The sequence below is a fragment of the Peptostreptococcus porci genome (assembly GCF_009695815.1).
Classification (GTDB): domain Bacteria; phylum Bacillota; class Clostridia; order Peptostreptococcales; family Peptostreptococcaceae; genus Peptostreptococcus; species Peptostreptococcus porci.
In genome coordinates this window covers 158574-173876 of record NZ_VUNE01000004.1, presented here as the reverse complement: position 1 = coordinate 173876, position 15303 = coordinate 158574, and the positions used below count along the sequence as shown (strand labels likewise).

The window sequence follows — 15303 nt, the reverse complement described above, 5'->3', positions numbered from 1 at the left end:
AATGAAAGTTATTTTATTACAAGATGTTAAAGGTACAGGAAAAAAAGGTGAAATAAAGGAAGTTAGCGACGGATATGCGAGAAACTTTCTTTTGAAAAAGAAGGTAGCTGTTGAAGCGAATAATACCAACTTAAAGGAATTGGACGAAAAGTCAAAATCAAAAGAAAGAAAAGAATTAATAGAATACGAAGAGGCAGTTCTATTAGGAAAGCAGATGGAAGACGTTAATATAGAAATATACTCAAAGGCTGGGGAAGGTGGAAGATTATTTGGTTCAATAACTTCAAAAGAAATAGCAGAACAGCTTAAAAAACAGAAAAACATAGATGTAGATAAAAGAAAGATACTTCTTGATGAGCCTATAAGATCTTTGGGGTCTAGATTTGTGGAAATAAAAATACATCAAAAAGTAACTACTAAAGTAAGAGTAGATGTCAAAGAAAAAAATTAATTTTTAGCGAGGTTTATTCCTCGCTATAGTTTTATTGAATGGGAAGATGCTGTATAGCATCGAAAGGAGAATTTTATGGCAGATTTGATAAAGGTCCCTCCCAATAGTATTGAATCGGAGCAGTGTGTAATCGGGTCTATATTATCAGATACAGAGGCATTGATGATTGTATCCGAGATATTAAAGGTAGATGATTTTTATTCTGAGGGGCATCGATCAATTTATGAATGTATGTTGGAGCTGAGTGAGGAAAGAACGCCTATTGATATAGTTACAATTTCTGAAAAGCTGAGAAATAGGGATATGCTGGATGTTGTTGGAGGAATGAATTACCTTACCAGTACGGTTACAATGGTACCAACTACTTCAAATGTAAAGACATATGCTGAAATAGTGAGAGAAAAATCAATACTTAGAAAATTGATAAAGGCTTCTAATGATATTATCAATATTGGGTACAGTGATTCAGATAATGTATTAGAGATTCTAAATCTCGCAGAAAGAAATATATTTAAAATTTCTCAGGAAAGAATGTCCAACAATTTTAATAAAATCGGGGATGTTCTAGGAACTGTATTAGGTCAAATAGAAGAAGTCAGTGTAAAAGGATCAGATATTACTGGTCTTGATACAGGTTTCGCTGATTTAAATAGTGCATTGGGTGGATTTCATGATAGTGACTTGATACTAATCGCCGCTAGACCAGCTATGGGTAAGACTGCATTTGCACTTAATCTCGTGATGAATGCAGCTATAAAATCAATGGCTAGTGTTGCTGTATTTAGTTTGGAAATGTCCAAAGAGCAGTTGGTTCAACGTTTGGTTTCTAGTCAATCACACGTAGAAATGGAAAAAATTTCAAAGGGAAGATTGGCAGATGAGGATTGGAAAAAAATAATGGATGCCATGAAAATTCTTTCAAAGGCAGATATCTATATTGATGACACACCAGGTATAAAGGTGTCCGAAATTAGGTCGAAATGTAGAAAACTAAAGACGGAAAATAAAAAGCTTGATATGGTTATGATAGATTATTTACAGCTGATGGAAGGCGATGGCAGATCAGAAAGTAGACAACAGGAGGTTTCAAAAATATCTAGATCTTTAAAGATTCTTGCAAAGGAGTTGGATTGTCCAGTTGTCGCTTTGTCACAGTTATCAAGAAATACGGAAAACACAAAGGATCATGTTCCAAAATTGTCTGATTTGAGAGATTCTGGTGCAATAGAGCAGGATGCAGATATAGTTATGTTTATATATAGAGATGAATATTATCATCCTAATGATACAAAGAAGAAGAATATAGCAGAAATAAAAATAGCAAAAAATAGGCACGGAGAAACTTCTGATGTGGAGCTAGTTTGGATGGGGCATATACAGAAGTTTGGAGATAAGATAAAAAAGGTGTAGGTATTCTCTACAAGTCGAAATTTTGCAATTAAGTCGAAATAGATACTTAGACAAATACATTTTTTAACTGTTTATGACTTTGATAGTTATGATAAAATCAAATACTTGTTATTAATAACAATATCAATATATAGATTTGATGAGATGTTGAAAAAAAGTTATCCACAACAGAAAAAACAGTGCCAAAAGTTATATCCGATTTTTGGGTAAAAATTATGGTCATGAACAATAAACTATACCCATAATTCATAAAAAAAACGAGTTATTCACAGAAAATATGTTTTTTTCAACAGAAATCTGTGGATAACTCTATTTTTTTATGTGGATAGATTGAGTTTTCAAGAATTTTTTCAGAACTTAATCCACAAACTTATCAACAGTTTCTGTGGAAAAGTGGATAAAAATTCTGTGGATAAATTTACTTGAGTCTTAAGTCATTACCATAAAATTCATAGATTTTGAAATTACCAATTATCCTAGATAAAACTCTATCTGTATATTCTCTACCTATCTGTGGTGGGTTGAGGTTTGTGGAAATAATAATTTTCTTGTTTGCGTTAAGTCTATCGTTAATAATATTGAACAGCTCAGATGTTATAAAACTGTTTACAAGTTCTGTACCCAAGTCGTCAATTATCAATAGGTCGCATTCAAATAAATTTCTGAAGTTTTCCATATCGTCAGAGGTACAGTCGTTTCTATGAAATTTATATTTTTCGATAATTTCCATTAGGTTAAACGATGTTTGGTAAATGACTGTATATCCATTGTTTAATATATCCTTTGCAATACAACTACACAAAAAAGTCTTTCCTAATCCAGGCTTTCCCCAAAATAGAAGATTGTTTTTTTCATCAGAGCTGTATGTACCAAAATTTTGTATGTAGTGGTATACATCCATGATTATATCTCTCATGTTTTCTTTGGGAGATTTGTCGTAGCCCTCCACTATTTCATCTGGATATAAATCCAAGTTGAAGTTTGAAAAGTTATCTTTTTCGAGAATTTTTTCTAAATTCGACATCCTGTATAAGCTATTTATTATTTTTTGTTTGAAGCATTTACACTGTACTCCACTCTCCACAAATCCTGTGTCCTTGCATATATCGCAGTCGTACTTTAACTTTAGGTAATCAGAGGGTATATTGTTTTCTTCAAGTGACCTATTTTTTTGATATATTAGCTTTTCTTGATAATCACTTAGCTTTTCCAATTCCTCGTTTGATGTGGAGCCGAGTGCAGCTTTTGCCATTTTGATTCCGTTATCTCTAATTTGATCACTTAGTTTTTTTATTTCTGGAAATCTTTCATGTATTTCGTTTATTCTTTCCTCAAGTAAATTCTTATTTCTCTGCCTTGTTTTTTGGTATTCAGTTAGTATAGATCTTAGATTTTGTTCGTTCATACGTTCACCTATTTTTGATTATTCAATTTCTTTATTAGAGCATTTAACTCGTCATCTGTGTATTTGTCAGAAATTCCTTGATCGTAATTATGGAATTTATTTTTTTTGCCGTTTTGATTTGATGTGTTCTGTGATTTCTTTTCTTTGGCTTGGTTGACCTTTTTCTTCGATTTTTTACTCTCTTCAAAAATTCTCTCTGATTCAAGCACTTTTTCCATAGTGGTAAGACCATTCTCATGCCAATCTGAAATAATTGAATCGAAGTACTTTAAGTTTGGATTTGAAATATTCGCAGACTTCGAGCAAGCGAATAGTATTATTTCCATATCCATCTTGTATTCTTCTATCCATCTGTTCATTATTTTTTCCTCAGCCTGTGTGGGACTTCTGAAAAATCCAAGACTTTTAAATATCTGGTTGTATTTAGATTTTAATTCAGAGCTAATGCAGTTGAATATTTCAAGTTCTTCCAATGTTTTTATGTTGTTGTCGTACCATGATTTCAGAATGCCGATGACATAGTTTACAGATTTTATTTTTCCGCTGTCACTTTTTGCTTTTTCAAAGGCTGCTACTACCAGATTTGTTTCAAAAGAGTAGCTTTCTATCGCATCTAAAATGGAAAGTTTCTCATTTGGTGTCAGCAATCTTCCTGATATAATCTCAATTTCATCGTACATATTTACAAATTGTGATGAATCTATTTTATCATCTGATATTTCTTCAGCTTGGTCATTTTTCTCTGTATTGCTACCTGAATTTGCATTGCGACGGTTAACAAAATCGTCTTTAATGTCTAAAAATTCTATCTGAATATTTTTTTCATCGTTATTCTTGTGGATTTTGATTGCTCCCATTTCCTCCCAGAATTTCCAGCAATCGACAACCTCATCCTCTGTGATACCAACCATATTTGCAATAATTCTGTTATTAGTATTCTCTTCGTCTGAGAGTATACTTACTTGGGCACTTTTATATCCTAGTAGGTATACCTTCAATTGGTTTCCTGTCGCTATGGGGATATATATATCGAAAAAAATACTGGGCACATAAATATCCATCAGTATTGGATTACTCTTTGTTTTGAAGAACATTTTATCACCACCTTTATGCTTTGATTTAGATTTCTATCCTCGAAAATTTACATATATTGATTACTTGTGATAAGGTTCATTGTTTATGATCCTAAAGCTTCTATACACCTGCTCAAGTAGAATTAATCTCATGAGCTGATGAGGAAAGGTAAAATCAGAAAAAGACAATTTCATATTGGATCTGGAAAGTATTTCATCAGATAATCCCAATGATCCGCCAATTACAAAACATATATGGCTATTTCCATCGATGGATAGCTTTGAAATTTTTTGCGCCAATTCCTCAGATGTGAATTTCTTTCCATCTATTGCCAATGAGATTACATAGGCATTTTGATTAATTTGCGCTAAAAGCTTCTCGCCTTCTCTGTTTTTTACAATCTCCATTTCCTTGAAACTCAGTGTTTCTGGAGCTTTTTCATCTGGAACCTCTATAATATCAAGCTTGCAATATTTTGATAGTCTTTTAGAAAATTCTTCAATACCCAGCTTGATGTATTTTTCTTTCAATTTTCCGACAGTCAATATGCTAATTTTTATCATTATTTTCCCACCTCGTGTATTTTTGACAATGTATCACGTCTGAGTATATCGATTTCGACATCCTTGCCGATTTTTATACCATTTTCAGACAATATGTGGTTCGAAGTTTCGTATGCCAAAGCTGGAAAATTATTTTCACGACTTAAATGTGCTAGCAATATCTTTTCTGTGCCTTTGTTTATCAATTCTACTGCAAATTTGGAAGCATCCTCGTTTGAAAGATGACCTATATTCGACATAACTCTTTTTTTAAGAGCGTATGTATATGAACCCATCAGTAACATTTCTTTGTCATAATTCGATTCTAAGATTACAAGTTTTGAGTCTAAGACATTCTCCCTTATCGTATCAGTAATCTGCCCCGTATCAGTTGCAATAGATAGTTTTTCTCCTCTTTCATTTATCATAGAGTAGCCGACTGGATCTACTGCATCATGAGTTATGGAAAAAGGCTTGATGGCTATATCGTTGATGGAGTATGATTTATCATTCTCAAATATTATTATATTATTTTCATCAACTTTTCCTATTTTATCTCTTATGCTCATCCACGTGTTATAATTTGCAAAGATGGGAAGATTAAATTTTCTAGAAAGTATCCCCACTCCCTTAATGTGATCAACGTGTTCATGGGTTATCAGTATGCCATTTAGACTCTTTGCGTCTACATCGATATCTTGAAGCCCCTCAATAATTTTTTTTCCGCTTAATCCAGCATCTATCAAAATGTTTGTATTTTTATATCCTACATAGTGGCAATTACCGCTACTACCACTTCCAATGGAACAATATTTCATAAATCAATCCTTTCAGTAATATAATTATCATTTATATTTCCACATATTTATTATAAAGCAAATTTCAGATTAAAACAACAAATCATGGATGAAGCTATATCGTTTGATAAATGTCTGTAATATTTATCGTGAAATGCGTATTTCTTGTAAAAAATTACCGTAGGCGAATTAACACCTACGGCTTGCTAGCTCTACGTTACAAAGCTGATTTTTCAATCTCTATTCTGTATTTATCAGTATAGTTGATTAGTCCATTACAGAGAAATCTTCTTTAGTAACACCACAGTCAGGACATTCCCAATCATCTGGTATATCTTCAAATGGAGTTCCTGGAGCTATTCCAGAATCTGGATCTCCTATTTCTGGGTCATAAACGTATCCACATACATCACAAACATATTTTTTCATAGTATTCCTCCTAAAAAATTATTATTTATCTCATCGCTTATTTGTATTTCTACCCACAAGCAAATCAATCTAATCATTACCCAACCAAATTTATAAGGGTAAACAGTTATCTTATTTTAGTTTTTTCTTACAATCAGGGCAAATTCCCGTAAATTCTAAACTGTGGCCTGTTATTTCAAATCCCGTCTTTGAAGTAATGTCATCAATAGTCTTTTCTATAGGACAGAATTCTATGTAATCTATTTTGCCACACTCTTTGCATGTCAATATATGTCGGTGTACGTCTCCGTTTAATTGGAAAACATAGGTACCATCAGACAAAGTCTGTTTTGTCAAAATTTCTGAATCTGTAAGAGCACTCAATGCCCTATAAATAGTTGACAAGTTGATATTAGTATTCTCCCTTAAGATATTAAACACGTCGTCCGCTGTTAGAGGAACATTGGAGTGTTTGAAACAATCTATTATCAGAACTCTCTTTTTTGTCATCTTTAGGTTTGCATTCTTTAGAATTTTTTGACTTTCTATTCCATGACTGTCGTTCGGGCATCTATTCTTATCAAATGGCATCTAATCACTTCCTTTCAGTACACTACCATTGATTATAACATATTTTACAAATAAAAAGTATAATTACTTATAATATATTTATACCACTTTTTGTATAAAATTAAATATCAAAATTGTCATAATTCTTGACAAAGAAGTCTTATAGGAATATACTTTTTTATAGAATATGCGAACGCTTTTCTTTTGCAAATTAAAAAGCAATTCGCAAATATATGGATACGTTAGTTTAAAGTAACATTATATTTAGTTGATTGGAGGATATTATGAAGAAAATAGCTTTTAAATTAGCCGGATTGGCATTATCATCATCACTTTTGCTGGCAGGATGCTCTGGCGCAAATTCGAATACTAGCTCAAATAGTAGCGATAGTGGAAAATTAAAGGTGTACACTAGCTTTTATCCAATGTATGATTTTGCAAAAAAAATCGGTGGGGATAAGGTTGATGTTGAAAACCTCGTTCCAGCAGGTGTTGAGCCGCATGATTGGGAGCCTAGCACAAAAGATATAGCCAAGCTTGGAGAATCAAATGTGTTTATCTATAACGGTGCTGGCATGGAAAGCTGGGTAGAAAAATTAGACGGAACTTTTAAAGAGGGTAAGGTTTCTCTAGTAGAGGCTTCAAAAGGTGTAAAGCTTATAGAAGCAAAAGAATCAGATCATCATGAAGAGGGGCATGAAGACGGCAAGCATGAAGATGGTAAGCATGAAGATGAACACTCACATGAGCATGAAGGCAAGTATGATCCTCATACATGGTTAGACCCTGAAAATGCTAAAATAGAGATGAATAATATCAAGGATGCTTTTATCAAGGCAGATCCTAAGAACAAGGATACATACGAAAAAAATTATCAAGACAATGCAAAAAAATTGGATGAGTTGAATAAGAAATTCAAGGATTCCTTGTCAAATACAAAGAAGAAAGAAGTTGTAGTTTCTCACAGTGCGTTTGCATATATGCTGAATAAGTATGGAATAAACCAATTGGGTATAGAAGGTTTATCTCCAGATTCTGAACCTGATGCTAGTAGAATGGCAGAAATAACAAAATTTGCGAAAGAACATGATGTGAAGTATATATTCTTTGAAGAGTTGGTAAATCCAAAGGTATCTGAAACTATAGCGAAAGAAGTAGGTGCAAAGACAGAAGTTCTTAATCCTTTAGAAGGCTTGACAGATAAGCAAGTCAAAGATGGTGAAGATTATTTTTCAATCATGAATAAAAATCTGGAAGTATTGATTAAAGCATTGAATTAATATTAAGTGATAGATTAATACAACAAAATATTCAAATTGCTGCCTAGCTATAGTATAATATTGTTGGTAGTAATGTTTTTAGGAGGCTTTATTATTAGAATAGAGCCTCTTTGTTATAGAAAAGGTAAGGAAAGAAAATAATGGAAAAAATAATTGAAGTAAGAGATATATTTTTTAAATACGACAAAGAATATATTCTTCAAAATGTGAGCTTTGATATTGAAAAGGGAGATTTTGTTGGAATAATAGGTGCAAATGGAACAGGCAAAAGTACATTGATAAAACTAATTTTGGGAATATTAAAGCCTGACTCTGGTGAAATACTGATATCTGGTAGTAATCCCAGCAAATCAAAACAGGTAAGTGGCATTGGATATGTTCCACAGGTTGGCGTATCTAGTGGTGTGGAGTTTCCTGCGACAGTTACAGAAATAGTTCTGATGAATATGTACAGAGAGATTGGACTGTTTAAATTCGCAAAGAGAAAGCATATTGAAAAGGTAAAAGAAATACTTTCAATCGTAGGGATGACAGAGTATGCGAATAGAAGGTTTTGTGATTTGTCTGGTGGTCAACAGCAGAGGGTAGTGATTGCCAAAGCTTTAGCGAATAATCCTGAAATATTGATTTTGGATGAACCTACATCGGGTATTGATCATAGATCAGAAGATGCTCTTTATGAATTATTAGATAGATTGCATTTAGAAAGAAAAATAACGATTGTTATGATTTCTCATGATATAGAGAGGCTAAAAAAACATTCAAACAGAATCATTGAAGTTGAATCTTTTTGGCGTGAGGAGGTGTAGAATGTTTGAGTATGAGTTTATGAGACGTGCGTTTATCGTGGGAATTTTGTTGGCGATGATTATACCATGTATAGGAACTGTTATAGTTTTAAAGAGGCTTTCTATGATTGGAGATGCACTTTCGCATACATCGTTAGCTGGTGTAGCCATGGGATTGATATTGGGTATTAATCCAATTGTCGGTGCGATAATAATAACGGTGTTTTCTGGATTTGGAATTGATTTTATAAGAAAGAAATTTCCTCAATACTCAGAGATTTCCATCGCCATAGTGATGTCAGCAGGAATTGGTTTGGCGGGGGTTCTTTCTGGATTTTCGAGCAATTCATCTGGGTTTAGCAGCTTTCTATTTGGAAGTATTGTGGCGATAACAGATTTTGAGCTATGTTTAGTGGTGCTGCTTTCTGTGTTTGTTATGATTTCATATATTTTGCTGTATAAGGAGCTTTTGTATTTTTCATTTGATGAGGTGGGAGCGAGATTAATCGGAATACCAGTAAGATTTGTCAATGTTATCTTTACAATACTGACTGCGTTGACAGTTTCTATTGCTGCAAGGGCGGTTGGAGCTCTTATAGTTTCGTCGCTTATGGTAATTCCAGTTGCGTGCTCAATGAGATTTTCGAAAAGCTATAAAATGACTGTGTTGTTGGCTATTATTTTTGCAGTTAGTTTTACGATTATTGGTTTGACTCTATCATATTATTTGGGATTAAAACCAGGTGGAACGATAGTTTTGACTGGAGTTATAACATTGATAATATCTATGGCATTGAAAAAATAACGGCAATTGTAAAATAGATAAATGTCACAATTTTATATATAAGTATGTAGTTATTTTATTGAGGTTAGAGTGTTTCTCTAACCTTTTAATTTTATATATTTATCATGTTAAACTAATTGAAATTTATATGATTTAGTGATATATTTTAATTGTATAGCTAATATCAATAACAGATAAATGCTATAGTTATTTTTATCAAAATTAGTTTTAAGTATGGAGGGGAATATGAAAATTAAATCATCGTTGGTTCTTTTAACATTATGTGGATTATTTGTTGGTAGTACTAATTATTCCAATGCCCAAGAATTCCGGTATACCAGATATGAAGGGGTGGATCGTGAAAAAACGAGCATTGCTTCTTCTGAATTAAGTACATCAAATGTGGGTGCAGATATAGTTATTGCAGATGGATACAGTTTTGCAGACTCGCTAAGTGCTATGAATATATCTAATAGGTTTAATTCGAAATTGCTATTAGATGGTAGAGGCAAAACAGATGCTTCGTTTATAAGTTATGTGGCAAACAATTTTAAACCTCGAAAAATCTATTTGGTTGGTGGTGTTGTTAGTAACAAAATTGAAAATGACAAAATTGGTAATACAGAAATAATTCGTATTTCTGGAGCAGATAGGTATGAGACAAACAAAAAAACACTTGCTATTGCAAATTATAAAGATGTCGGTGTGGCAAGCGGTGTAAATTATGCTGATGCTCTTTCTTCATACTCTCTTTTGAGGGAAAAAAATATCGGAATATTATTATACAATCCAAAAGGTAATAACCTATTTGGTAATTACAATATCAAATATACTTTTGGGGGGAATACATCTGTTGCACAAAACTATGGGGAGAGAATTGCAGGAAATGACAGATACGAGACTTCATTAAAAATTGCGAACAAGACATCAAATAGAGATATCGTATTTGTGAGTGGGAAAACATTTGCTGATGCCCTTAGTTCGATAAATTTAGTTAACTCAAAAAAAGCCGATATCATTTTAACTCCAGATTTTGGAAGTTTGGCTACAAAAAATATATCTGAGCAAGCTGATAATATATTTGTGGTTGGTGGAAAAGATACTTTGCCAGATAAAAATATTCAAAATGCAATTAGAGGAATTAAGAAAAGTAATACTGATGAAGCTGACAATATTTCCGGATTTAACTTGGCATTCAGATTGCCGGACGATTTGAAACAAAAAATTGAAATATCTAGATCAAATTATTTGAATGAATCGGATTTAATGGTAAGGATGAAAAATCCATATAAAGGAAATTTATTTTTAATCTTTGTTTCAGATTTTGAGAAAGAATCCTCTTCTGGAAATTACGAAAGAAATATTGGTACGTTAAATCAGAATGGAAAAAATTATTCTGTTTTTCTATTTATTGGAAAAATGCCAGAATATAATGATGAAGCTACGTATTTTTCGACACTCAACAGCGTGCTTAATAGTATTGAAAAAGGTGCTTTAGCTGGAACAAAAGGAAGTAAATTTACCCTTAACCGAGATTATTTTGATGAAATGAGAGCAAAATTTGATATGAACTATTCAAATTCAAATGATAATACAATGGTAAATTTTTCAATACCAAATACAGATGGGAAAGCTAGCATAATATTACCTAGAAATGTGGCAAGAAAACTAAAATGGTCTGAAGATGGAAGTAGAATTCTGCATAAAGAGTTGTATTCAATAACAGGAGATGAAGATGCGTCTATGATTCTAATGATGGATCTTATTAAATATGTGGGTACCAATGCAAATACTCATATAGCTGCATCTATGAATACTTTCGGAACGATTGAGAAAAAGGGGAAGAAATATAGCCTTTATGTAGATAATCATCTCGGAATTTCTATGTTTGGCAGTGACTATACAATGTCTGATGAAGAGATAAAGGAAATGAATATGCTTAACAAGGCGATTATGGATAGTCTTTCAAATAAGAAAACAGTTGGTATAATTCATTAGGAAATTAAAAAATTCAATACACCAAGAATACTGAAATGGTGTTAAAGAGAAAAGCTCTATGAAAAAAAGTATCCGAGCATTTATTTTCAAGCTTATATAATGCTGGATACTTTTTTCATAGGGCTGGTATTCAATTTATATAGAATACATTACAAAAATAATTTTTCCAATGCTTCTCTATCTAATTTTTCTCCGATTATAACCACGTGACATTTTGTATCACACGGTTTGTCGTTTATTCTGATTTCCCCCGGTACATAGTCAAATTGAAGGCTACCTTTTTCATTAGGGACGCTACCCTTTGAACGAATAATAGAGCCGTATTTTCCAGATTCAAAATCATTTAATATGTTTGTCAGAGTTTCTCTTGAAATTTCATTGTTTATAGCTATTGTAATGCTTTCGAAATCGTTATTTGATTCCTTATTTTCTGAAGAGCAGTGACAGCAATGTCCATCCTCATGATGATGATGATGGTGATGGTGATGACTAAACATATCCAATTTTTTCATTTTCTTTTTCTCAACGAATAGATCCTCAATTGAAAAATTGTCCCACTCCTTAGAAATAATATTTACTTTCGGATTTATTTCTCGTATTTTGTTTTCTATATCTACCAAATCAGTTCCGGAATTTACTGCATCTGTAAATCGACTGAAAATAATCATATTTGCGTTTTCTATTTGGTCGATATAAAATTCGCCAAAATTCGTTAAAAACATCAAAAAGTTCTTCAGGTCTAATATGGTAATAATTTTATTTAGCTGAAAAATCTCAGGGTATTTATTGCAAGTGGAGATTATTTCTGATAATTTACCAACACCAGACGGCTCTATAATTATTTTATCTGGATCGAACATATCTTTGATTTCTATTAGAGATTTTGCAAAATCTCCAGCTACCGAACAGCATATACATCCAGCATTTATTTCTTTGATTTTTACACCTTCCCTTTGTAATATCTCGCCATCTATACTTACTTCACCAAACTCGTTTTCAAGAATTACAGTGTTTGAAAAATCTTCTGATTCACTTATTATTTTTTTGATGAAAGTGGTTTTTCCACATCCCAAAAATCCTGATATAATTTCTATTTCAGTTTTTTTCATAGTTTTCCTCCTCATATAACATAGCTGTAGTGCATTTTATTTTGGTATTTCCATAATGTTGAATGTTTCAGTGATAAAATATCAACACCAATAATATATCGATACCAATAATATATTATACATTATTTCATGAATTACTTTCAATAAAATCGCAAATCTTTTGCGGAATTAATCAAAAACTAAGTTTTTTTATGTAGTATTATAATTGGGGATTTTTATGATAAATGAGGTGGTAAAAACATGGAAATAGATATAGTTGCAGGTTTTTTTCAAAGTGGAAAGACGACTTTGGTCAAAAAAATAATTGAGGAAGAAGCTGCGAAAATTTATGATAATATACTGATAATAAATTGCGAGTATGGAATAGTTTCGTATGACGACTACAAAAATGTTGAAAATATTAATGTTATCGATATTTTTGATAAAGATAAAATCAATAGTGAATACCTAAAATCAATAATAGAGGAGCATAATCCAGACTATATTATCATAGAATACAATGGAACTTGGGATTTGTCTGTGGTGCTTGAAGTATGCTACTCTGATGGATATTATCTTAGAAATGTTATCACGACATTGGATTTCAAGACAATGGACTCTTATTTTTCCAATATGAGTAGGTTTATTATAGACAAGATTTCAAATGCGGATATGGTGGTTTTTACCAAAGTCGATAATGAGGATTTTCTGATATTAGAGAAAAAGAAGAAGGTAATCAAGCGAATAAATAGAGGTTGTTCAATCGAAAATTATGATGATTTATATTTGGGCAAAAAAGGGATTTTGAGTGAAGAAATAACTCGATCTGATAAAGAGATAATAAAATTTGCGTTGTTATTTTTGATGCTAAATTCCGTTATTTTGGTTATAAAAAATGCTTTTCCGGTTTTTTATGGCGGGATATTTCAGAAGGTGCTGGGGATTTTTTTGAGTTTGCTGGTTCAAATTTTGCCATTTCTTCTGATTGGGGCAATAGTTTCTAGTATTATACAGATTTTCGTGCCACAAAATAGACTGAATAATATTTTTTCAAAGTCAGGTTTTAAATCGATATTTTTGGCGCTGTTTGGAGGGGTATTTTTTCCGGTATGTGATTGTGCAATGATTCCAATAGCTACATCGGTTGCGAAAAAAGGGTATTCAATACCTGTTATAATTACCTTTTTGATGGCGGCACCCGCTGTAAATCCTATAGTAATAGCTTCTACTTACTATGCGTTTCCAAATAGTCCTAGTGTGGTGATATTGAGATCTATTTTTGGATTGGCAATTGCTTTTACAGTTGGGGTTATTCTGATGTTTATTGAAAGACGAAGAAAACTGAGTGTAATAAAGGATGATTTTGAGAAGTATAATTTCAGCGATTTTGCAATGGATGATTTAATGCTTGTAGATACTGAAAAAACAGGAAAAACAGGAAAAATGAAATATATAGAGGCAATTGTGCTTCACTCAAAGAAAGAGCTTTTTAAAATTGGAACCTATATTGTAGTTGGAGCTTTTATCTCTGCGTGCTTGCAAGTGTTGATTCCAAAGTATGTGTATATACAGATAAATAGCATCAATATACTTTCGGTAATAGTAATGTTGATTGCTGCGTTTTTCATATCTGTATGCTCGACCTCGAATTCTTTTATCGCAAGGTCATTTGTCAATATGATGCCTGCAAATTCGGTTTTGGGATTTATGGTAGTGGGACCAATACTGGATATTACAAATATTTCTGTTTTGTTGGGGACGTTTAAGAAGCGATTTATTGTATTTTTAATATTTTTGGTTTTGACTATATCATTTTTAATTTTCTCTATCATGGGTAATTGGTATAGATTTTTTTAGGGGGGGTGAGTATGAATAAAATTAATAGAATTAATTTAGAGATACTGATACAGATTCTGATAGAGCTCTTTCTTTCTGCACTCATCCTAGTGGGATTACAAAACGGGAGACTGAACTTGTTTGTTCATCCGAAATTTAATACTATTTTGGCGATTTCTGCAGTCATATTGATAGCTATTGCAGTATTCTCAGTATCTAAATTGTTTAAACCAAGACATATGAATAATCTTTGTAGGTATTTTATCGTGATAATACCCTTGATGATGGTTTTTTATATGTCGAAGGATCTTGTTGTGGCAATGTTATCGACGTCTCAATCATCAAGTGTTATAAAAACTGAGTCAAAGGCTGGAATTACAAGTGTTTCAAGCGGAATAAACAGAACTGAAAAGATAAAGAGGACGGTATACAAAAAGGAAAGAGGAAAAGACTATATAGACATAACGGATGTAAAGTACATGAAATGGTACTATGATTCTATATTAGATTGGAAAAAATATAAGGGCACAAAATTCAGACTCTTGTGTTGTGTGCTTGATGACAAACAGAACAATGGTGATTTTGCTGTAATTGGAAGAATGGGTATGTTGTGCTGTATGGCTGACCTTCAAACCTGTGGATTTATTTACGAAGATAAGGATATGCACAATCTGAAAAGAGGTCAGTGGTATATTGTCGAAGGGGAGATTAAAGAGAATAATTATAGGGAATATAATTATGAAAGACTCCCAATTATTTTTAATGTAAAATTCACGAAAGCTGATGAACCAAAAGACAAATTTGTATATATTCAATAGGTGTGATTTAAAAGCATAAATACCACGAGAGTGAGTTGTTTTTGAAGTCCTTGT

The 15303-nt window shown here is 32.3% G+C and carries 15 protein-coding genes; 8 read left to right on the top strand and 7 right to left on the bottom strand.

Translation table 11 applies throughout. From position 1 onward, the window contains the following. Nucleotide 1: 1 nt before the first annotated feature. Together rplI and dnaB are read left to right on the top strand one after the other, a co-directional pair. The gene (rplI, locus tag FYJ71_RS07955) at nt 2-451 is read left to right on the top strand and encodes a 50S ribosomal protein L9 (protein WP_154538372.1); all 450 of its coding nucleotides are present in this window, start codon (nt 2-4) and stop codon (nt 449-451) included. A 75-nt stretch (nt 452-526) separates the two neighbouring features. Further along, nucleotides 527-1861 carry a replicative DNA helicase gene (gene dnaB, locus FYJ71_RS07950; protein WP_154538371.1) on the top strand — a complete coding sequence of 445 codons (1335 nt, stop codon included), beginning with the start codon at nt 527-529 and terminating at the stop codon, nt 1859-1861. A gap of 418 nt (nt 1862-2279) precedes the next feature. On the opposite strand, the gene FYJ71_RS07945 is transcribed toward dnaB, so the two are convergent. From FYJ71_RS07945 to FYJ71_RS07920, 6 genes are all read right to left on the bottom strand, one after another. After that, nucleotides 2280-3266: an ATP-binding protein gene (locus tag FYJ71_RS07945; protein WP_154538370.1), complete on the bottom strand. Its 987-nt coding sequence runs from the start codon at nt 3264-3266 to the stop codon at nt 2280-2282. A gap of 8 nt (nt 3267-3274) precedes the next feature. Then, complete coding sequence (locus FYJ71_RS07940; RefSeq protein WP_154538369.1) at nt 3275-4360, bottom strand: DnaD domain protein; 1086 nt, start codon at nt 4358-4360, stop codon at nt 3275-3277. Nucleotides 4361-4420: 60 nt separating this feature from the next. Further along, on the bottom strand, nt 4421-4900 hold the full coding sequence (gene rlmH, locus FYJ71_RS07935; RefSeq protein WP_277087104.1) for a 23S rRNA (pseudouridine(1915)-N(3))-methyltransferase RlmH: 480 nt from the start codon (nt 4898-4900) through the stop codon (nt 4421-4423). Nucleotides 4901-4902: 2 nt separating this feature from the next. Further along, complete coding sequence (locus FYJ71_RS07930; protein ID WP_154538367.1) at nt 4903-5700, bottom strand: MBL fold metallo-hydrolase; 798 nt, start codon at nt 5698-5700, stop codon at nt 4903-4905. Between the two features lie 246 nt (nt 5701-5946). Further along, entirely contained in the window at nt 5947-6108 is a 162-nt protein-coding gene (gene rd / locus FYJ71_RS07925; protein WP_091994470.1) for a rubredoxin, read from the bottom strand. Between the two features lie 111 nt (nt 6109-6219). After that, the gene (locus FYJ71_RS07920) at nt 6220-6678 is read right to left on the bottom strand and encodes a Fur family transcriptional regulator (RefSeq protein ID WP_154538365.1); all 459 of its coding nucleotides are present in this window, start codon (nt 6676-6678) and stop codon (nt 6220-6222) included. Nucleotides 6679-6941: 263 nt separating this feature from the next. Here FYJ71_RS07920 and FYJ71_RS07915 point away from each other — a divergent pair, with 263 nt between their 5' ends. The 4 genes from FYJ71_RS07915 to FYJ71_RS07900 all read left to right on the top strand — a co-directional run bounded on the left by FYJ71_RS07915 (nt 6942) and on the right by FYJ71_RS07900 (nt 11507). Continuing rightward, nucleotides 6942-7937: a metal ABC transporter substrate-binding protein gene (locus FYJ71_RS07915; protein WP_154538363.1), complete on the top strand. Its 996-nt coding sequence runs from the start codon at nt 6942-6944 to the stop codon at nt 7935-7937. Nucleotides 7938-8077: 140 nt separating this feature from the next. Beyond that, complete coding sequence (locus FYJ71_RS07910) at nt 8078-8746, top strand: metal ABC transporter ATP-binding protein (protein ID WP_154538361.1); 669 nt, start codon at nt 8078-8080, stop codon at nt 8744-8746. A gap of 1 nt (nt 8747) precedes the next feature. After that, a complete protein-coding gene (locus tag FYJ71_RS07905) occupies nt 8748-9530 on the top strand; it encodes a metal ABC transporter permease (RefSeq protein WP_154538359.1) in 783 nt (260 codons plus the stop codon). Nucleotides 9531-9755: 225 nt separating this feature from the next. After that, nucleotides 9756-11507 (top strand): cell wall-binding repeat-containing protein, encoded by a 1752-nt coding sequence (locus FYJ71_RS07900; protein ID WP_195836919.1) that lies wholly within the window; start codon nt 9756-9758, stop codon nt 11505-11507. A gap of 149 nt (nt 11508-11656) precedes the next feature. On the opposite strand, the gene FYJ71_RS07895 is transcribed toward FYJ71_RS07900, so the two are convergent. Beyond that, entirely contained in the window at nt 11657-12616 is a 960-nt protein-coding gene (locus tag FYJ71_RS07895) for a CobW family GTP-binding protein (protein WP_154538355.1), read from the bottom strand. 240 nt (nt 12617-12856) lie between these two features. Between FYJ71_RS07895 and FYJ71_RS07890 the strand changes: the two genes are divergently transcribed. After that, complete coding sequence (locus FYJ71_RS07890; RefSeq protein WP_154538353.1) at nt 12857-14452, top strand: permease; 1596 nt, start codon at nt 12857-12859, stop codon at nt 14450-14452. A gap of 11 nt (nt 14453-14463) precedes the next feature. After that, nucleotides 14464-15249: a TIGR03943 family putative permease subunit gene (locus tag FYJ71_RS07885; RefSeq protein WP_154538351.1), complete on the top strand. Its 786-nt coding sequence runs from the start codon at nt 14464-14466 to the stop codon at nt 15247-15249. Nucleotides 15250-15303 lie beyond the last annotated feature (54 nt).

Excerpts from the sequence above, each read along its gene's own strand:
- FYJ71_RS07895 (WP_154538355.1), bottom strand. The coding sequence starts at position 12,616 with ATGAAAAAAACTGAAATAGAAATTATATCAGGATTTTTGGGATGTGGA.
- rplI (WP_154538372.1), top strand. The coding sequence starts at position 2 with ATGAAAGTTATTTTATTACAAGATGTTAAAGGTACAGGAAAAAAAGGT.
- dnaB (WP_154538371.1), top strand. The coding sequence starts at position 527 with ATGGCAGATTTGATAAAGGTCCCTCCCAATAGTATTGAATCGGAGCAG.
- FYJ71_RS07905 (WP_154538359.1), top strand. The coding sequence starts at position 8,748 with ATGTTTGAGTATGAGTTTATGAGACGTGCGTTTATCGTGGGAATTTTG.
- FYJ71_RS07945 (WP_154538370.1), bottom strand. The coding sequence starts at position 3,266 with ATGAACGAACAAAATCTAAGATCTATACTAACTGAATACCAAAAAACA.
- FYJ71_RS07915 (WP_154538363.1), top strand. The coding sequence starts at position 6,942 with ATGAAGAAAATAGCTTTTAAATTAGCCGGATTGGCATTATCATCATCA.
- rd (WP_091994470.1), bottom strand. The coding sequence starts at position 6,108 with ATGAAAAAATATGTTTGTGATGTATGTGGATACGTTTATGACCCAGAA.
- FYJ71_RS07890 (WP_154538353.1), top strand. The coding sequence starts at position 12,857 with ATGGAAATAGATATAGTTGCAGGTTTTTTTCAAAGTGGAAAGACGACT.
- FYJ71_RS07910 (WP_154538361.1), top strand. The coding sequence starts at position 8,078 with ATGGAAAAAATAATTGAAGTAAGAGATATATTTTTTAAATACGACAAA.
- FYJ71_RS07900 (WP_195836919.1), top strand. The coding sequence starts at position 9,756 with ATGAAAATTAAATCATCGTTGGTTCTTTTAACATTATGTGGATTATTT.
- FYJ71_RS07920 (WP_154538365.1), bottom strand. The coding sequence starts at position 6,678 with ATGCCATTTGATAAGAATAGATGCCCGAACGACAGTCATGGAATAGAA.
- FYJ71_RS07885 (WP_154538351.1), top strand. The coding sequence starts at position 14,464 with ATGAATAAAATTAATAGAATTAATTTAGAGATACTGATACAGATTCTG.
- FYJ71_RS07940 (WP_154538369.1), bottom strand. The coding sequence starts at position 4,360 with ATGTTCTTCAAAACAAAGAGTAATCCAATACTGATGGATATTTATGTG.
- FYJ71_RS07930 (WP_154538367.1), bottom strand. The coding sequence starts at position 5,700 with ATGAAATATTGTTCCATTGGAAGTGGTAGTAGCGGTAATTGCCACTAT.